The sequence below is a fragment of the Nocardioides halotolerans DSM 19273 genome, assembly GCF_000422805.1.
Lineage (GTDB): Bacteria > Actinomycetota > Actinomycetes > Propionibacteriales > Nocardioidaceae > Nocardioides > Nocardioides halotolerans.
In genome coordinates, this window is sequence record NZ_KE383922.1 from 715,335 (window position 1) to 731,531 (window position 16,197).

19 protein-coding genes are annotated in these 16,197 nt (G+C 71.8%); 10 read left to right on the forward strand and 9 right to left on the reverse strand.

The genetic code is table 11. From position 1 onward, the window contains the following. Positions 1 to 26: 26 nt before the first annotated feature. From G514_RS0114115 to G514_RS0114125, 3 genes are read left to right on the forward strand one after another with little or no spacing between them, the layout of a single operon-like run. Positions 27 to 293 (forward strand): hypothetical protein, encoded by a 267-nt coding sequence (locus G514_RS0114115; protein WP_028652281.1) that lies wholly within the window; start codon positions 27 to 29, stop codon positions 291 to 293. Positions 294 to 318: 25 nt separating this feature from the next. Then, complete coding sequence (locus G514_RS29300) at positions 319 to 1,206, forward strand: LLM class flavin-dependent oxidoreductase (protein ID WP_051247448.1); 888 nt, start codon at positions 319 to 321, stop codon at positions 1,204 to 1,206. Further along, entirely contained in the window at positions 1,200 to 1,958 is a 759-nt protein-coding gene (locus G514_RS0114125) for a DinB family protein (protein WP_028652282.1), read from the forward strand. The genes G514_RS29300 and G514_RS0114125 overlap by 7 nt, the downstream gene beginning before the upstream one ends. A 53-nt stretch (positions 1,959 to 2,011) precedes the next feature. Here G514_RS0114125 and G514_RS0114130 read toward each other — a convergent pair whose 3' ends face one another. After that, positions 2,012 to 3,055: an LLM class F420-dependent oxidoreductase gene (locus G514_RS0114130; protein ID WP_028652283.1), complete on the reverse strand. Its 1,044-nt coding sequence runs from the start codon at positions 3,053 to 3,055 to the stop codon at positions 2,012 to 2,014. 69 nt (positions 3,056 to 3,124) lie between these two features. Between G514_RS0114130 and G514_RS0114135 the strand changes: the two genes are divergently transcribed. Genes G514_RS0114135 through G514_RS0114145 form a run of 3 tightly spaced genes read left to right on the forward strand, consistent with a single transcriptional unit; the run spans position 3,125 to position 6,322 of the window. Further along, positions 3,125 to 4,084 (forward strand): Zn-ribbon domain-containing OB-fold protein, encoded by a 960-nt coding sequence (locus G514_RS0114135; protein ID WP_028652284.1) that lies wholly within the window; start codon positions 3,125 to 3,127, stop codon positions 4,082 to 4,084. Positions 4,085 to 4,094: 10 nt separating this feature from the next. Further along, positions 4,095 to 5,156: a thiolase domain-containing protein gene (locus G514_RS0114140; RefSeq protein ID WP_028652285.1), complete on the forward strand. Its 1,062-nt coding sequence runs from the start codon at positions 4,095 to 4,097 to the stop codon at positions 5,154 to 5,156. Continuing rightward, positions 5,156 to 6,322, forward strand: coding sequence for a thiolase domain-containing protein (locus tag G514_RS0114145; RefSeq protein WP_028652286.1), 1,167 nt, complete (start codon positions 5,156 to 5,158; stop codon positions 6,320 to 6,322). The genes G514_RS0114140 and G514_RS0114145 overlap by 1 nt, the downstream gene beginning before the upstream one ends. Before the next feature lie 226 nt (positions 6,323 to 6,548). Here G514_RS0114145 and G514_RS0114150 read toward each other — a convergent pair whose 3' ends face one another. Next, positions 6,549 to 6,902 (reverse strand): VOC family protein, encoded by a 354-nt coding sequence (locus G514_RS0114150; protein WP_028652287.1) that lies wholly within the window; start codon positions 6,900 to 6,902, stop codon positions 6,549 to 6,551. Between the two features lie 108 nt (positions 6,903 to 7,010). On the opposite strand from G514_RS0114150, the gene G514_RS0114155 reads away from it, so the two are divergent. Together G514_RS0114155 and G514_RS0114160 are read left to right on the forward strand one after the other, a co-directional pair. Further along, complete coding sequence (locus G514_RS0114155; RefSeq protein ID WP_028652288.1) at positions 7,011 to 7,238, forward strand: putative signal transducing protein; 228 nt, start codon at positions 7,011 to 7,013, stop codon at positions 7,236 to 7,238. Positions 7,239 to 7,308: 70 nt separating this feature from the next. Next, positions 7,309 to 7,623 carry a helix-turn-helix domain-containing protein gene (locus G514_RS0114160; RefSeq protein ID WP_028652289.1) on the forward strand — a complete coding sequence of 105 codons (315 nt, stop codon included), beginning with the start codon at positions 7,309 to 7,311 and terminating at the stop codon, positions 7,621 to 7,623. Positions 7,624 to 7,625: 2 nt separating this feature from the next. On the opposite strand, the gene G514_RS0114165 is transcribed toward G514_RS0114160, so the two are convergent. Genes G514_RS0114165 through G514_RS0114185 form a run of 5 tightly spaced genes read right to left on the reverse strand, consistent with a single transcriptional unit; the run spans position 7,626 to position 11,469 of the window. Beyond that, positions 7,626 to 8,411, reverse strand: a complete 786-nt coding sequence (locus G514_RS0114165) for a maleylpyruvate isomerase family mycothiol-dependent enzyme (protein ID WP_028652290.1) — start codon at positions 8,409 to 8,411, stop codon at positions 7,626 to 7,628. A 42-nt stretch (positions 8,412 to 8,453) separates the two neighbouring features. Then, the gene (locus tag G514_RS0114170; protein WP_028652291.1) at positions 8,454 to 9,494 is read right to left on the reverse strand and encodes an S-adenosylmethionine:tRNA ribosyltransferase-isomerase; all 1,041 of its coding nucleotides are present in this window, start codon (positions 9,492 to 9,494) and stop codon (positions 8,454 to 8,456) included. Beyond that, positions 9,491 to 10,195 carry an SDR family NAD(P)-dependent oxidoreductase gene (locus G514_RS0114175; protein ID WP_036564696.1) on the reverse strand — a complete coding sequence of 235 codons (705 nt, stop codon included), beginning with the start codon at positions 10,193 to 10,195 and terminating at the stop codon, positions 9,491 to 9,493. Before G514_RS0114175 ends, G514_RS0114170 begins: the two co-directional genes overlap by 4 nt. A 33-nt stretch (positions 10,196 to 10,228) precedes the next feature. Then, entirely contained in the window at positions 10,229 to 10,837 is a 609-nt protein-coding gene (locus G514_RS0114180; RefSeq protein ID WP_028652293.1) for a ClpP family protease, read from the reverse strand. After that, a complete protein-coding gene (locus G514_RS0114185) occupies positions 10,837 to 11,469 on the reverse strand; it encodes a ClpP family protease (protein WP_028652294.1) in 633 nt (210 codons plus the stop codon). Before G514_RS0114185 ends, G514_RS0114180 begins: the two co-directional genes overlap by 1 nt. 83 nt (positions 11,470 to 11,552) lie before the next feature. Between G514_RS0114185 and map the strand changes: the two genes are divergently transcribed. Beyond that, a complete protein-coding gene (gene map / locus G514_RS0114190; RefSeq protein ID WP_028652295.1) occupies positions 11,553 to 12,332 on the forward strand; it encodes a type I methionyl aminopeptidase in 780 nt (259 codons plus the stop codon). Positions 12,333 to 12,418: 86 nt separating this feature from the next. On the opposite strand, the gene G514_RS0114195 is transcribed toward map, so the two are convergent. Both G514_RS0114195 and G514_RS0114200 read right to left on the reverse strand, forming a co-directional pair. Continuing rightward, complete coding sequence (locus G514_RS0114195) at positions 12,419 to 13,654, reverse strand: cytochrome P450 (protein ID WP_028652296.1); 1,236 nt, start codon at positions 13,652 to 13,654, stop codon at positions 12,419 to 12,421. A gap of 9 nt (positions 13,655 to 13,663) precedes the next feature. Then, the gene (locus G514_RS0114200) at positions 13,664 to 14,917 is read right to left on the reverse strand and encodes a cytochrome P450 (protein WP_028652297.1); all 1,254 of its coding nucleotides are present in this window, start codon (positions 14,915 to 14,917) and stop codon (positions 13,664 to 13,666) included. A 116-nt stretch (positions 14,918 to 15,033) separates the two neighbouring features. On the opposite strand from G514_RS0114200, the gene G514_RS0114205 reads away from it, so the two are divergent. Continuing rightward, a complete protein-coding gene (locus G514_RS0114205; RefSeq protein ID WP_028652298.1) occupies positions 15,034 to 16,197 on the forward strand; it encodes a steroid 3-ketoacyl-CoA thiolase in 1,164 nt (387 codons plus the stop codon).

Sequence of the window (16,197 nt, forward strand, 5' to 3'; positions counted from 1 at the left end):
AGCCGCCACCGGCGATACGGTCAGGCATGTCGTCCGATCCCGTCCTCGTCAGCGCTGCCGACGGGCCGCTCCCGCAGACCGTCGACCAGCTGAAGGCCCTCGCGGCCCAAGGCGCCACCTCGGTCGACGTCGTGATCACGAACACCGATCTCGTCTCCGACGCGGAGCTGCTGGAGCTCGTCGAGCTGGAGGTGCGCGACCTGGTCGCGCAGCACGGGCTCACCGTCGGGTCGATGACGCGCGACGGCTCCGGCGCCACCGACCCGGGCGGCCTGTACGGCCCGCCGCCCTAGGCCCGCGCTGCCCTAGGGTCGGGCCATGACGAGGCCCTGCAAGATCGGCGTCCAGCTGCCCGAGGTGGAGCGGTTCGTGCCGTGGCCGGAGTACCTCGACCTCGCCCGCCGGGCCGAGGCGGCGGGCTACGACTCGGTCTGGGTGGGCGACCACCTGGTGTACGACCTGCCCGGCGGGGTCACGCGCGGGCCCTACGAGGCGTGGACGACGCTCGCCGCGATCGCCGCGGTCACCCAGCGCGTCGAGATCGGGCCGCTGGTCGCGTCGACGGCCTTCCACGCGCCCGCGATGCTCGCGAAGCAGGCCGCGACGGTCGACGCGATCTCGCAGGGCCGGCTCATCGTCGCGCTCGGGGCCGGCTGGAACCGCCGCGAGTTCGACGCGTTCGGGTTCCCCTACGACCGCCGGGTCTCGCGCTTCGAGGAGGCACTGGCGATCATCGCGCCGCTCCTGCGGGAGGGGCGGTCGACGTACCACGGCGCGTTCTACGACGTCGACGACTGCGTGCTCGACCCGCGGCCGGTACGCGAGGGCGGGCCGCCGATCATGCTCGGCTCGAACAGCCCGAGGATGCTCGGCATCGGGCTGCCCGTCGTCGACTCGTGGAACGTCTGGTGGAGCATCTACGGCAACTCGGTCGAGGGGTTCGCCGGGGCGAAGGCCGAGGTCGACGCGGTCATGCCCGCGGGGCGGTCGGTCGAGGCGACCGCTGCGGTGCTCGTCACGGTGCCGGGTGGGCGCGGCCGGGTGATGGGCGAGGACTACGACGCGAAGGTCACCACGGTCAGGCCCGACGACCTGGCCGACCACGTGCGCGGCCTGGCCGATGCCGGGGCGACCCACCTGCAGCTGGTGCTGGACCCGATCACCGCAGAGTCGATCGACCTGGTCGCGGAGGCGCTGACATGGTGAGGTTCACGCGCGCGGACGACCTGCAGGGAGCCGAGTTCGTCGAGACGAACCTGCGCGGCGCCCGGTTCGTCGGTGCCGACCTGTCCGGCGCCGTGCTGCGCGGCGTCGAGGTGCGGGGCACCGAGATCGACGCACCGTGGCTGTCCGACGCGCCCTTCCTGCGCGTCAACGGCGTCGACGTGATCCCGCTCGTCGAGGCCGAGCTCGACCGGAGGTTCCCCGGGCGGGCCGGCCGCCGCGCCGCCGAGCCCGAGGCCCTGCGGGCGGCCTGGGACGACCTCCAGCGCGCCTGGGAGGCCGCGGTCGGCCGCGTCGCGACGATGCCGGACGGGACGGTCGACGTGAGCGCCGGCGGGGAGTGGTCGTTCGCGCAGACGCTCCGGCACCTCGTGCTGGCGACGGACCTGTGGTTCGGCCAGGCGGTCCTCGGGCTCGAGCAGCCGTTCCACCCGCTCGGGCTGCTCGACGACGGCACGGCGGGCGACGGCCGGATCGAGGTCTCGGTCTTCGCGACCGGCACCCCGGCGTACGCCGACGTGCTCGAGGCCCGGGCGAGCCGGGTAGCGATGGTGCGCGACTTCCTGGCCGACGTCACGCCCGAGGAGCTGGCGACGCCGCGCCGCAACCCGCACGCGCCCCAGGAGCCGGAGACGACGCTCTCGTGCCTGCACGTGATCCTGGAGGAGGAGTGGGAGCACCTGCGCTACGCCGTGCGCGACCTCGACGCGATCGACGCCCAGGGCGACGCCTGACCGTTCGTCTTGTGGACTCGCCTGGCTGTGGATGCCAGGTGGAGGAAAGGTACTTACGCGAGCAGCTCCGCGAGGCGGCGCACCTCGTCGCCCGAGCCGCAGCTGAGCATCAGCGTGGTGACACCGGTGCCCTCCCACGCCTGGACGGTGTCCTTGACCTCGGCGGCCGTGCCGATGATGTGCATGTCGTCGACGAGCTCGTCGGGGATCAGCGCCGTGGCGGCGTCGCGGTCACCGGCCAGGAACAGCTCCTGCACCCGGCCCGTGATCGCCTCGTAGCCCATCCGGTCGAAGACCTGCTTGTGGAAGTTCTGGTCCTTGGCGCCCATGCCGCCCATGTAGAGGGCGACGACGGGCTTCATGCCGTCGATCACGGCCTGCTTCTCGTCGGCGTCGGCGACGATCTGCACGTGGCAGGTCGCCGCGATCTCGAAGTCCGCACGGGTACGCCGGGCGCTGGGCCGGGCGAACCCCTCGTCGAGCCACGGGGCGTACATGCCCGCCGACTTCGGCGTGTAGAAGATCGGGATCCAGCCGTCGGCGATCTCGGCGGTCTGGGCGACGTTCTTCGGCCCCTCGGCCCCGAGCCAGATCGGGATGTCGGCACGCAGCGGGTGGGTGATCGGCTTCAGCGGCTTGCCGAGCCCGACCGAGCCCTCACCGGTGAACGGCAGCGGGTAGTGCGTGCCGTCGTTGGTGACCGGGCCCTCGCGCCGCAGCACCTTCCGGATGATGTCGACGACCTCACGGGTGCGGGCGAGCGGCTTGCCGAACGGCTGGCCGTACCACCCCTCGACGACCTGCGGCCCGCTCACGCCCATGCCGAGCACGACGCGTCCGTGGGAGAGGTGATCGAGGGTGAGGGCGTGCATCGCGATCGACGTCGGGGAGCGGCCGGACATCTGCACGATCGAGGTGCCGAGGCGGACCCGCTCGGTCTCCCGGCCCCACCAGGCCAGCGGGGTGAACGCGTCGGACCCCCACGCCTCGGCGGTGAAGATCGCGTCGAAGCCCGACTCCTCCGCCGCCTGCACGAGCTCGGCGTGGTTGGCCGGCGGCTGCGCGCCCCAGTAGCCGAGCTGCAACCCCAGCTTCATGCCGCCACCTCTCGCGGACACGACGGTCGCGCCCTTGCCTCAGATTAGAACGTGTTCTACTTTTGCGCCATGCCTCGAACCCTCTCGGCGCCCGTCACCGTAGCGTTCGACTACACCCGCTCGACCGGCCCCGTGCTCGGCCGCTTCCTCGCCGGGCTGAGGGACGGCGTCGTGATGGGCGGCCGCACGTCGGAGGGCAAGGTCGTCGTGCCGCCACCCGAGTTCGACCCGGTCACCCACGCCGCCCTGGAGGACTTCGTGGAGGTCGCCGACACCGGCACGGTGACGTCGTGGACGTGGGTGCCGGAGCCCGTCAATGGCCAGCCGCTCGACCGTCCGTTCGCGTTCGCGCTGGTGACACTCGACGGTGCAGACGCTCCCCTGCTGCACGCGCTCGACGTCGACTCCCCCGCCGACGTCGAGACGGGCCTGCGGGTGCGGGTCCGCTGGCGCGCCGAACGCACCGGCGACATCACCGACATCGAGTGCTTCGAGCCACTGCCGGAGGGTGAGTCCGGTTCGACCGTGCAGGCGAGGGAGACGGTCGACCCGGTCACCGGCATCGTGGTGCCGATCGAGCTCGACTACCTCTACGCCGCCTCGCCGGAGGAGTCGTTGTTCTACACCTCGCTCTCCGAGGGCAAGCTGGTCGGCCAGCGCTGCCCGTCGTGCGGCAAGGTCTACATCCCGCCCCGGAGCGCGTGCCCGGCCGACGGCACGCCGACCGCCGAGGAGGTCGAGCTGCCGGACACCGGCACGGTGACGACGTTCTGCGTCGTGAACGTGCCGTTCCTCGGCCAGCGCATCACCCCGCCGTACGTGTCGGCGTACATCCTGCTCGACGGCGCGGACATCGCGTTCCTGCACCTCATCCTCGACATCCCGGCCGAGGAGGTCCGGATGGGCATGCGGGTCAAGGCCGTCTGGAAGCCCCGCGAGGAGTGGGGCACCACGATCGAGAACATCAGCCACTTCGCGCCGACCGGGGAGCCGGACGCGGACTACGAGAGCTACCGGGTGCACCTGTGAGGGGCCTGCGATGAGGGACGTGGCAGTTGTCGGCTTCGCCCAGCGGCAGATGGCCGAGTTCGACGGGTCGCCGACCTGTGTCGAGCTGCTCGTGCCGCTGTTCGCCGAGTGCTACGAGCAGACCGGCTGGACCCGGCGCGACGTGGGCTTCTGGTGCTCCGGGTCGTCGGACTACCTGGCGGGGCGGTCGTTCTCGTTCGTCTCGGCCGTCGACGCGATCGGCGTGATCCCGCCGGTCAACGAGTCGCACGTCGAGATGGACCTCGCGTGGGCGATGTACGAGGCCTGGCTCAAGATCCAGACCGGGGAGGTGGACACCGCGCTGGTCTACGCGTTCGGCAAGAGCTCGGCCGGGGTGCTCCGGCGGACGCTGTCGCTCCAGCTCGACCCCTACACGATGACGCCGCTGTGGCCTGACACCGTGTCGCTGGCCGGGCTGCAGGCCCGGGCGGGCATCGACGCCGGGCTGTGGGACGAGCGGGCGATGGCCGAGGTCGCCAACCGGTCGCTGACCGACGCGGAGAAGAACGAGTACGCGATCCGCAAGGGCGGCTCGTCGGTCGAGGAGCTGCTCGCCCGGCCGGTGTACGCCGACCCGCTGCGCAAGCACGACTGCGCTCCCGTGACCGACGGCGCCGCCGCGCTGGTGCTGGCCGCGGGCGACAAGGCCCGCGAGGTGTGCGAGCGGCCGGCGTGGATCCGGTCGCTGACCCACTTCGTGGACCCGATGAGCATGGGCACCCGCGACCTGACCCGCGCCCCCTCGGCCCAGCGGGCCGGTGCCGGCGCCGACCTCGACGGCGTCGAGGTGGCCGAGCTGCACGCGCCGTTCAGCCACCAGGAGCTGATCCTCCGCACCGAGCTCGGCCTCGGCGACGACGTACGGATCAACCCGTCGGGCGGCGCGCTGGCGAGCAACCCGATGTTCTCCGCCGGTGGGATCCGGGTCGGCGAGGCCGCGAAGCGGATCTGGTCGGGTGAGGCGTCGAAGGCGCTCGGCCACGCGACCTCCGGGCCGGCCCTCCAGCAGAACCTCGTGTGCGTGCTCGCCAGCGAAGGGACCGACGACTGATGGCCAAGCAGCCGGCCGCCGTGATCGGCGTGGGCCAGACCCACCACCGGGCCAAGCGCGAGGACGTCTCGATGCCGGGCCTGCTGCGCGAGGCGATCGACCGCGCGCTGGAGGACGCCCAGCTGACGCTGGAGGAGATCGACGCGATCGTGGTCGGCAAGGCGCCTGACCTGTTCGAGGGCGTGATGATGCCCGAGCTGTTCCTCGCCGACTCGATCGGCGCCGCGGGCAAGCCGCTGCTGCGGGTGCACACGGCCGGGTCGGTGGGCGGGTCGACCGCGATCGTCGCCGCCTCGCTCGTCCAGGCGGGCGTGCACAAGAAGGTGCTCACGGTCGCCTACGAGAAGCAGTCGGAGTCCAACGCGATGTGGGCGCTGTCGGTGCCCATCCCGTTCAACATGCCGGTGCACGCGGGCGCGGGCGGTTACTTCGCGCCGCACGTGCGCTCCTACATCCGTCGTTCGGAGGCGCCCACGCACGTCGGCGCGATCGTGGCCGCCAAGGACCGGCAGAACGCGCTCAAGAACCCCTACGCCCACCTGAAGAACCCGGACACCACGGTCGAGTCGGTGCTCGCCTCGCAGATGCTGTGGGACCCCATCCGCTACGACGAGACCTGCCCGTCGTCCGACGGCGCCTGCGCGCTGGTCATCGTGTCGGAGGACGAGGCCGCCCGCTCGGCCAACCCCGCCTGGATCCACGGGACGGTGATGCGCTCGGAGGCCACCTCGGCCGCCGAGCGCGACCAGGTCAACCCGCAGGCCTCCCGGGACGCCGCGGCCGCGCTGTGGAAGCAGGCCGGCATCACCAGCCCGATCGACGAGATCGACATGGCGGAGATCTACGTGCCGTTCTCGTGGTTCGAGCCGATGTGGCTGGAGTCGCTCGGCTTCGCCGACGCGAACGGCGGTGGGTGGCGGCTCACGGAGTCGGGCGCCACCGCGATGGGCGGCCGGCTGCCGGTCAACTGCTCGGGCGGCGTGCTGTCCTCCAACCCGATCGGCGCCTCCGGCATGCTCCGCTTCGGCGAGGCCGCCCTCCAGGTCCGCGGCGCCGCCGGTGAGCACCAGGTCGACGGCGCCCGCAAGGCGCTCGGCCACGCCTACGGCGGCGGCTCGCAGTTCTTCGCGATGTGGGTCGTCGGCTCGGAGAAGCCGAGCAGCTAGCTGGGCGCGGATCCGGTGCAGATCGCTCGGGCGCGCCGGTGACGGCTCCGAACTTTCCTGGACAGTCGACCATTTTCCGAGGCAGCGGATCTGCCGAGGAAGTTCGGCACCAGGTGCCGAGGATCCTCGGCGAACCCCGGTCGCGCCCCTCCGTGTGCGAGCAGGTCCGGAAATTGCTCGACAGTGGAGGAAATTCCCTGCCCAGCCCAGGCGCGGCGACCGTCCGTCAGGTCCCGTGCGCGTAGAGGCAGAACGGGTGGCCGTCCGGGTCGTAGAAGACCCGCACGTCGTCCTGCGGCTGGACGTCGGCCAGCACCGCACCGTGCTCCAGGGCGTACGCCGTCGCCTCGGCCAGGTCGGAGACCTCGAAGTCGAGGTGCATCATCATCTGCTGCTCCCCCGGCGTGTTCGGCCAGACCGGCCGGACGTAGTCGTCCTTGAGGTGGAACGTGATGCCGGCGACGCCCTCACCGGTGTCGATCGCCGCCTCGCCGGGGTCCATCTCGTCGGGCTTCCACAGCGGCCAGCCGAGCAGCTCGGAGTAGAACCGCGCCAGCGCCTTCGGGTCCGGGCTGTCCACGACGACGCCCCACCAGTCCGAGCGATCCCAGCGGTCCTGGTCAGGCCTTCCTCGTCGCCGTCCGCGCACAATGGGCACCTTAGGCGTCGACGGGCCGTTGGGAGGGTCATGATCGAGCTCATCCGGACCAACGACGTCGCCCTGATCTCGGTCGTCGAGGGGCTGCTCCAGCAGGAGGACATCCCGACGTTCGTCGCCGACCGGCACACCAGCGTCATCGACGGCTCGCTGAACTGGCTGCAGATGCGGGTGATGGTGCCTGAGGACCGCGAGGCCGAGGCGCGGGAGCTCCTCGCCGAGGCCGAGCTCGGGCACTGGCTCAAGGCGAAGAAGTGACGCGTTCGCCCTGCGCGAACGACGGGAAACGCCCGGCGCGTCGGGCGGCCGGCGGGCGTAGCCTCCGAGCATGGGTGAGCTGATCGCGTTCCCGACACCGGATCTCGAGCCGGAGACGACCGAACCCGAGCCGCTGTGGCGCGAGGCGGTCGGTCAGGAGCTCCGGGACGAGCGCCAGGACGCCGGACGCACGCTCGCCGACGTCGCGAAGGACGCCGGCGTCTCCACGCAGTACCTCTCCGAGATCGAGCGGGGTCGCAAGGAGCCGAGCTCGGAGGTGCTGCAGGCGGTCTCCGGCGCCCTCGGGCTGCGACTCGTCGACCTGACGACCCGCGTGGCTCGCCGGCTGACCGAGGTCCGCGGGCCGGTCTGCCTCGCGGCCTAGGTCTAGTAGCCCGCGAACACCTTCCGGAGGTCGTCGAGCGACACGTCTCCGGTCACGGCGACGCCCTCGGGGGTGTACGCCGGCTTCAGTCGTCCCGCCAGCAGCCGCACCGCGGCCTCGAGCGGGCCGTGGAAGGTCGCCGTCGTGTCCTCGTCGCCGGCCTCGAGGCGGACGGCCTCGTCGATCACGATCGTGTAGCCGCCGACCCCGACCCTGGCCGGACCGACGCCCTCGGGCTTGCCGGCGAAGCCGAGGAAGAACGTCATCGTGGAGCTGAGGTGCTCGGCCAGCAGCGCGGCCGACGTCTCGCTCAGCGTCGCCGCCGGGTCGAGCCCGACCTCGACGTCCCAGCCGTGCAGCACAGCCTCGTTGAGCCGCATGCCCAGCGTCGTGACGAGCGGCAGGGGCTGCGGCATGAAGCCGAGGTCCACCTCGATCGAGCGGCGCTGCTCGGGGCTCAGCCCCTCGTACGTCGCGACCAGCCGCTCGTCGCTCTCGACGAAGGCGGCCGCCTGCTCGGGGGGCGGGAGCGCGTTCCACCGGTCCCAGACCTGCTGGTTGTCGGGCGCCTCCTCCGGCGCGCCGGCCCCGGCGACCAGCGGGTAGCGACCGATCTCGGCGCCACTCCCCAGGTGCGAGAGGACGTCGGCGACCGTCCAGTCGTCGGCGCCGCTCTGCGCGGTCAGGCTCTCGGGGTCGAGGGCGGCCACCTCGTCGGCGAGCCGGTCGTGGATGGCGCGGAGCTCCGCGATGGACGCGTCGGCCAGGGACGAGGGGGTTGCGGTCACCGGTCCATCAAACCGGACCGCGGCCCGCTTCCCAAGGACCGCTCAGGGCAGCAGGAGCATCGAGTCGCCGAACTCGTGCCACAGGTAGTGCGGGGCAGCAGCGGCGGTGACGTCGGCGTACGCCCGGTCGACCAAGGTCCTCCCGGCCACCGACTCGAGGAGGTCGAGGTGGCTGGCCTGTGGCTCGTGCAGGCCGGTGAGGAGACCCCCGACCACCCGCGCCGGACGGGCGGAGGAGAGCACGAGCGACGTCCAGCCGTCGTACGCCGCGACGTGGCCGTCGGCGGACGCCGCTGACTCCAGGGCACGCGCGACGGTGGTGCCGACCGCGACGACCCGGCCACCGGCCGCGCGGGTCAGGTTGACCAGCCGCGCCGTCGACTCCGGCACGGAGACCCGCTCGGGCTGCGGCGGCTCGTGCGACTCCTGGCTCGACACGCCGGTGTGCAGCACCAGGGGCGCGACGACGACCCCCGCGGACATGAGGTCGACGAGCACCTCGCGCGACAGGGGCCGCCCGGCGCTCGCCATCTCCGCACTGCCGGGGACGGCGGCGTAGACGTTCTGCAGGTCGTCGATCGGCCAGGCGCGGTCGAGGTAGGGGTAGCGGATCGGGGTGCCGTGCCGGGGGAGGTAGGCGACCCGGTCCACGGCCGGCAGCGGCGTCGCCCGCCACAGCCGGGTCTGCCCGGCCGGGTGCGGCTCCGCGATCCGCAGGCGGACGCCGCCGGGCAGCCGCAGCACCTCCCCGGGGTCGGGCACGCCCGGACCCGTGCCGCCGGGAAGGCGCAGCTCGACCACCCAGGCTCCGTCGTCGAGCTCGGTGGACACGTGCAGCCCCCAGGTGCAGCCGTGCCGGCGCACCTCCAGCGCGGACGGGAGCGTGGCGCTGGTGTTCACGACCAGCACGTCGCCGGGCGCCAGCCAGAGCGGGAGCTCCCGCGCGCGCCGGTGGTGGGTCCGGTCCGGCGCGACGACCGCCATCCGGACGCCGTCGCGGGCCAGCCCACGTGCCTCGGGCGGCGAGGCCGCCTCGCTGCCGGGTGGCAGCACGAACCGTGCCTCGGTCGCCGCCTGGCTCATGCCGACACCGCCACGGGCGCGAGCTCCGAGGCGCGGTAGCGGCCGCTCGGCAGCGACCCCTCCAGCAGCCGCACGAGTGCCGGTACGACGACCGCCGGGTCCGGCCGGTCGGAGATGTCCTCGCCGGGGAACGCGTCCTGGTGCATGGCGGTCCGCATGTCGCCCGGGTCGACGGCGTAGACGCGCAGCGCGGGCTCCTCGGCCGCGAGCACCCGCGTCGCGTGGTCGAGGCCGGCCTTCGACGAGCCGTAGCCGCCCCAGGTCTCGTAGGGCTCCACTGACGCGTCCGACGAGACGTTCACGACCACGCCCCGGCTGGTGCGGAGCTGCGGGAGGAGCGCGGCGGTCAGCGCCACCGGCGCGACGAGGTTGACCTGCAGGATGCGGAGGTAGGTCGTGGTGTCGAGGTCGGCCAGGCGCGGGAGCGGGCTCGCGCCCAGGGTGCTCGCGTTGTTGACGAGGGCAGTCGCGCCCCCGAGCTCCGCCGCGACGTCGACGAGGTCGCGGCGGTGCGCGGGGTCGGCGACGTCGCCGGCGATCGCCGGGTGGGGGCCGCCGGGCAGCGAACGGACCGCGGAGGTCAGCGCGGACTCGCGACGCGCGTCCAGGACCAGGGACCAGCCGCGGCCCGCCAGCTCGTGGGCGAGCGCGCGGCCGAGCCCCTGGGAGGCACCGGTGATGACGGCAACGGGAGATGTCATGCACCCATCCTGAAACTTCAAGTTAGGTTGAGTTCAAGGGCGACTCGCCATCAGCTTGCGGCTGTCGAGGATCGCGTCGGCGAGCCCGTAGTCGACGGTCTCCTGGGCGGACAGCACCAGGTCGCGGTCGGTGTCCTCGCGCAGCTGCTCGGCCGAGCGGCCCGTGTGGCGGGCCAGGATCTCCTCCATCTGGCCGCGCAGCCTGACGATCTCCTTGGCGTGCAGCTCCAGGTCGGGCAGCGTGCCCTGCCCGCCGCCGGAGGGCTGGTGGAGCACGACGCGCGAGTGCGGCAGCACCAGGCGACGACCCGGCTCCCCCGCCGCCAGCAGCACCGCGGCCGACGAGCCGGCCTGCCCGATGGCGGTCGTCCCCACCGGCGAGCTGATGAACTGCATGGTGTCGTAGACCGCGAGCATCGCCGTGACCGAGCCACCGGGCGAGTTGAGGTAGAGCTCGATGGGCGACTCGGGCCGGTCGGACTCGAGGTGCAGCAGCTGGGCGATGACGACGTTCGCCACGCCGTCGTCGATCTCGGTGCCGATGTAGATGATCCGGTCGGTGAGCAGCCTGCTGTAGATGTCGACGGCACGCTCGCCGCGGACGGTCTTCTCGATGACGCTCGGGATCGTGTAGGTCGACATCACGCGCTCCGCTCGCCGACGGGGCCGAACGACGCGCTCGGCGCGCGGTAGGGCGTCACGGACGACACGTCGGTCAGCACCTGGTCGACGAACCCGTAGTCGCGCGCCTCCTCCGCGGTGAACCACCGGTCGCGCCGGGAGTCCTGCTCGATGCGCTCGACCGTCTGGCCGGTGTGCTCGGCGATCAGGCCGAGCATCACGCCCTTGGTGTGCTCGAGGTTCTCGGCCTGGATCTCGATGTCGATCGCGGTGCCGCCGATGCCGGCCGACCCCTGGTGCATGAGGATCCGGCTGTGCGGGAGGGCGTAGCGCTTGCCCGGCGTGCCGGCAGACAGCAGGAACTGGCCCATGCTCGCTGCGAGCCCCATCGCGAGGGTCGCCACGTCGTTCGGGATCAGCCGCATGGTGTCGTAGATGGCGAGGCCGGCCGAGACCGAGCCGCCGGGTGAGTTGATGTAGAGCGCGATGTCGCGCCGGGGGTCCTCCGCGGAGAGCAGGAGCAGCTCCGCGCAGAGCTTGTTGGCGATCGCGTCGTCGACCTCCTGGCCGAGGACGATGATCCGCTGGTGCAGGAGCCGGTCGGCCGCGGACAGGCCGGCCCCCGGCGTCGACATGGTGGGTGCTTGGGTCATGCCTCGAGCCTGCGCCGCCGACGTACGCCGATCCAGCGAATCCGCTCTCAGCGGCTCTGCTGTCGGCGGATAGGGTCGTCGGCATGATCGAGCTCCGCACGCCCGCGCAGATCGAGGCGATGAAGCCGGCCGGCCGGTTCGTCGCCGAGGTGCTCGTCGCGCTGCGCGACGCCGCCGACGTGGGCGTCAACCTGCTCGACCTCGACCGCCTCGCCCACGAGATGATCAAGGAGCGCGGCGCGGAGTCCTGCTACATCGACTACCACCCGTCGTTCGGCGCCTCACCGTTCGGCAAGGTGCTCTGCACCAGCGTCAACGACGCCGTGCTGCACGGGCTCCCGCACGACTACGACCTGCAGGACGGCGACCTGCTCTCCCTCGACTTCGCGTGCAGCGTCGACGGCTGGGTGTCCGACTCCGCGCTCAGCGTGGTGGTCGGCACGCCCCGCGAGGAGGACCTCGCGCTCATTGACGTCGCCACGCGTGCCCTCGAGGCCGGCATCGCGCAGGCGCGCCCCGGCAACCGGCTCTTCGACATCTCCGCGGCCATCGGCGACGTCGCCCGCGCGGCCGGCCTCGGCGTCAACCTCCAGTTCGGCGGCCACGGCGTCGGCCGCACGATGCACGGCGACCCGCACGTGCCCAACGACGGCCGCCCCGGCCGCGGCCTCAAGCTCAAGCCGGGCCTGGTGATCGCCATCGAGCCGTGGTTCCTCCAGACCACCGACCGGATCTTCACCGACGCCGACGGCTGGACCCTCCGCAGCGCCGACGGCTCCCGCGGCGCCCACATGGAGCACACCGTCGCCATCACGGCGGAGGGACCTCTCGTCCTCACAGACAGGACTCCACTAGAAGGCTGATCCGCGCCCCCGCGATTGGAGCGTGGGAGCGAAGCGACCCGGTCTTTCCGCGCGAAGCGCGTGGGGGTCGAAGCTCGCGGGGGTATCTAGTACTGCACCCGCATCTCCTTGATGCCGTTCACCCAGCCGTGGCGCAGCCGGCGCGGCTCGGCGGTGAGGTGGATGCCCGGCACGTGGTCGGCGAGGGCGTTGAAGATCAGGCGGATCTCCTGGCGGGCCAGGTTGGCGCCGATGCAGTAGTGCGCGCCGTGGCCGCCGAAGGCCAGGTGCGGGTTGGGGTCGCGCAGGATGTTGAACGTGTAGGGGTCCTCGAAGACGTCCTCGTCGTAGTTGGCGCTGCTGTAGAACAGCCCGACCCGCTGGCCGGCCTTGACCAGGACGTCGCCCACCGTGGTGTCGTTGATGGCGGTGCGCTGGAACACGATGATCGGGCTCGCCCAGCGGATCACCTCGTCGACCATGGTGGCGGGCCGCTCCTCGACCCACAGGCGCCACTGGTCGGGGTGGGTGAGGAACGCGTGCATGCCATGGGTGATCGCGTTGCGGGTGGTCTCGTTGCCCGCGACGGCCAGCATCATCACGAAGTAGCCGAACTCGTCGTCGTTGAGGCCGCGGCCGTCCTTGTCGGCGTTGATGAGCTTGGTGATGATGTCGTCCTGCGGGTTGCGGCGCCGTTCGTCGGCCATCCCCATCGCGTAGACGAGCAGCTCGGTGGCCGCCTCCTGCGGGTTGCCCTGGAAGTCGGGGTCCTCGCTCGCGAGCATCGAGTTGGACCACTGGAACAGCTTCTTGCGGTCCTCCTGCGGTACGCCGATCAGGTCGGCGATGGCCTGGAGCGGGAGCTCCGACGCCAGCTCCTCGACGAACTCCCCCTCGCCCTTGGCCGCCGCCTCCTTGACGATGCGGTTGGCCCGCTCGGTCATCACGTCCTCGAGGGCGCCGATCGCCCGCGGCGTGAACCCGCGCGAGATGATGTGGCGGGTCGCCGTGTGCTCGGGCGGGTCCTGGTTGAGCAGGATCACGCGCTGGAGCTCGATGTCCTCACGCGCGGCGCCGGGGTTGGGCCGGATGATGGCGCCGTTCTCCGCCGACGACCAGTTCTTGCTGTCCTTGGAGACGGCGGACACGTCCGCGTGCCGGGTCACGGCCCAGTAGCCGGTGCCGGCCTCGGGGGCGATGCCCGACCGCGACTCCGGCGGCTGCTCGACCCAGTAGACGGGGGCGGTCCTGCGGAGCGCGGCGTACTCGTCGTGCGGGATGGCCTTCCAGTTGAGGTCGGGGTCGGTGAAGTCGAAGCCCTCGGGAAGGATGTCGGTGGTCACGCGTGCTCCTTAGCGGTAGGCGACCTGGAGGTCCTTGACGCCGTTGATCCAGCCATGGCGCAGCCGCCGCGGCTCCCCGAGCTGGCGGATGTCCGGCGCGTGGTCGGCGAGGGCCTGGAAGATCAGGTTGACCTCGAGCCGGGCGAGGTTGGCGCCGATGCAGTAGTGCGCACCGTGACCGCCGAAGGCCTGGTGCGGGTTGGGGTCACGCGTGATGTCGAAGCGGAACGGGTCGGTGAACACGTCCTCGTCGAAGTTCGCGCTCGCGTAGTAGAGGCCGACCCGCTCGCCGGCCGGGATCGGCACGCCGCCGATCTCGATGTCGTTGAGCGCGGTGCGCTGGAAGACCGTCACGGGCGTGGCCCAGCGGATGACCTCGTCGGCGGCGGTCGCCGGCCGCGTCGCCTTGTAGAGCTCCCACTGGTCGGGGTTCTGGAAGAACGCGTGCATGCCGTGCGAGATCGCGTTGCGCGTCGTCTCGTTGCCGGCCACGGCCAGCAGCACCATGAAGAACCCGAACTCGTCGTCGGTCAGGCCGCGCTCCCCGTCCTCGCCCCCGAGGCCCACCTCCGCAGAGACGAGCTTGGTGACGATGTCGTCCTGCGGGTTGCGGCGGCGTTCCTCGGCCAGCTGCATCGAGTAGGCGAGGATCTCCATGAAGGCGACCGCCTGGTCACCCTCGACCTCGGGGTCGTCGTAGCTCATCATCTGGTTGGACCACTCGAAGAGCTTGCCGCGGTCCTCCTGCGGCACGCCGAGCAGGTTGGCGATCGCCTGGAGTGGCAGCTCCGCGGCGACGTCCTCGACGAAGTTGCCCTGCCCGCGCGCGACCGCCGCCGCCACGATGTCGTGGGCGCGCCGCTCGAGGTCGTCGTGCAGCTGTGCGATGGCGCGCGGCGTGAAGGCGCGGGAGACGATCTGCCGCAGCTTGGTGTGGTCGGGCGCGTCGTGGTTGATGAGGAGGAACCGCGTCTGCTCGACGCCTTCGCGGTCCATGTCCGGGCCGAACCGGATGATCACGCCGTCCTGGTACGCCGAGAAGTTCGTCGAGTCCTTTGACACGGCCGCGACGTCGGCGTGCTTGCTCAGCGCCCAGTAGCCCGTGTGCTCGGGGAACCCCGCCCGCGCGTGCTCGGCCTGCCGGATGAACGAGACCGGGGCCGTGCGGCGCAGCCTCAGCAGCTCGTCGTGGGGCACCGCGGCCTGCATGACGTCGGGGTCGGTCGGATCGAAGTCCAGCGAGACGTCTGGTGCCGATGTCACAGGTGCTGCCCCTCACTGACTGGAACACGTTCTAGTGCCCGTCACGGTACATACTCGCGGTAGGTAAAGGAAGGTCTTCCTTGCCCAAAACGAGAACGTGTTCTACTTTCTTGGTCATGGGCAACCCCGTGATCATCGATGCCGTGCGCACGCCGCTCGGCAAGCGCAAGGGCTGGCTCGCGGGGGTGCACCCGGCCGCGCTGCTGGGCTTCGCCCAGACGGAGGTGCTGCGCCGCGCAGGGGTCGACCCCGAGCTCGTCGACCAGGTGGTCGGAGGCTGCGTCACGCAGGCGGGAGAGCAGTCGAACGACATGGTCCGCCGGGCCTGGCTGTACGCCGGGCTCCCCCAGCGCACCGGCGCCACCGCGGTCGACGCCCAGTGCGGGTCGGGCCAACAGTCGGCCCACCTGGTGCACGACATGGTCGCCGCTGGCACCATCGACGTCGGCATCGCCTGCGGCGTCGAGTCGATGTCGCGCATCCCGCTCGGCGCCAACGTGCCCGCCGGCACGGGCGACCCCCGTCCCGACGACTGGGCGATCGACATGCCCAACCAGTTCGAGGCCGCCGACCGGATCGCGAAGCGCCGCGGCCTGACCCGCGCCGACCTCGACGCCTTCGGCCTGGCCTCGCAGCAGAAGGCGAGGGTGGCCGTCGACGAGGGCCGCTTCAAGCGCGAGATCGCGGCCTACACCGCGCCCGTCCTCGACGAGGACGGCACCCCGACCGGCCAGACCCGGGTCGTCGACGCCGACCAGGGGCTGCGCGACACCACCCTCGAGGGCCTCGAGGGGCTCAAGCCCGTGCTGCCGGACGGGCTGCACACCGCCGGTACGTCGTCGCAGATCTCCGACGGCGCCTCCGCGGTGCTGATCATGGACGAGGACAAGGCGCGGGCGCTGGGGCTCACCCCGCGGGCGCGGATCACCAGCCACTGCCTGGTCGGCTCCGACCCCTACTACCACCTCGACGGGCCGGTCGACGCGACCCAGCGGCTGCTGGAGCGCACCGGCCGGACGATCTCCGACTTCGACCTGTTCGAGGTCAACGAAGCCTTCGCGTCCGTGGTGCTGTCGTGGGCCGGTGAGCACCGCGTCGACCTCGACAAGGTCAACGTCAACGGCGGCGCCATCGCGCTCGGCCACCCGGTCGGCTCGACCGGCACCCGGCTCATCACGACCGCCCTGCACGAGCTCGAGCGTCGCGACCGGTCGACCGCCCTGATCTCCATGTGCGCCGGCGGCGCGATGGCCACCGGCACCGTCCTCGAGCGCATCTGA

Excerpts from the sequence above, each read along its gene's own strand:
- G514_RS0114130 (WP_028652283.1), bottom strand. The coding sequence starts at position 3,055 with ATGAAGCTGGGGTTGCAGCTCGGCTACTGGGGCGCGCAGCCGCCGGCC.
- G514_RS0114205 (WP_028652298.1), top strand. The coding sequence starts at position 15,034 with ATGGGCAACCCCGTGATCATCGATGCCGTGCGCACGCCGCTCGGCAAG.
- G514_RS0114175 (WP_036564696.1), bottom strand. The coding sequence starts at position 10,195 with ATGACATCTCCCGTTGCCGTCATCACCGGTGCCTCCCAGGGGCTCGGC.
- G514_RS0114145 (WP_028652286.1), top strand. The coding sequence starts at position 5,156 with ATGGCCAAGCAGCCGGCCGCCGTGATCGGCGTGGGCCAGACCCACCAC.
- G514_RS29300 (WP_051247448.1), top strand. The coding sequence starts at position 319 with ATGACGAGGCCCTGCAAGATCGGCGTCCAGCTGCCCGAGGTGGAGCGG.
- G514_RS0114115 (WP_028652281.1), top strand. The coding sequence starts at position 27 with ATGTCGTCCGATCCCGTCCTCGTCAGCGCTGCCGACGGGCCGCTCCCG.
- map (WP_028652295.1), top strand. The coding sequence starts at position 11,553 with ATGATCGAGCTCCGCACGCCCGCGCAGATCGAGGCGATGAAGCCGGCC.
- G514_RS0114180 (WP_028652293.1), bottom strand. The coding sequence starts at position 10,837 with ATGTCGACCTACACGATCCCGAGCGTCATCGAGAAGACCGTCCGCGGC.
- G514_RS0114155 (WP_028652288.1), top strand. The coding sequence starts at position 7,011 with ATGATCGAGCTCATCCGGACCAACGACGTCGCCCTGATCTCGGTCGTC.
- G514_RS0114160 (WP_028652289.1), top strand. The coding sequence starts at position 7,309 with ATGGGTGAGCTGATCGCGTTCCCGACACCGGATCTCGAGCCGGAGACG.
- G514_RS0114185 (WP_028652294.1), bottom strand. The coding sequence starts at position 11,469 with ATGACCCAAGCACCCACCATGTCGACGCCGGGGGCCGGCCTGTCCGCG.
- G514_RS0114170 (WP_028652291.1), bottom strand. The coding sequence starts at position 9,494 with ATGAGCCAGGCGGCGACCGAGGCACGGTTCGTGCTGCCACCCGGCAGC.
- G514_RS0114140 (WP_028652285.1), top strand. The coding sequence starts at position 4,095 with ATGAGGGACGTGGCAGTTGTCGGCTTCGCCCAGCGGCAGATGGCCGAG.
- G514_RS0114135 (WP_028652284.1), top strand. The coding sequence starts at position 3,125 with ATGCCTCGAACCCTCTCGGCGCCCGTCACCGTAGCGTTCGACTACACC.
- G514_RS0114125 (WP_028652282.1), top strand. The coding sequence starts at position 1,200 with ATGGTGAGGTTCACGCGCGCGGACGACCTGCAGGGAGCCGAGTTCGTC.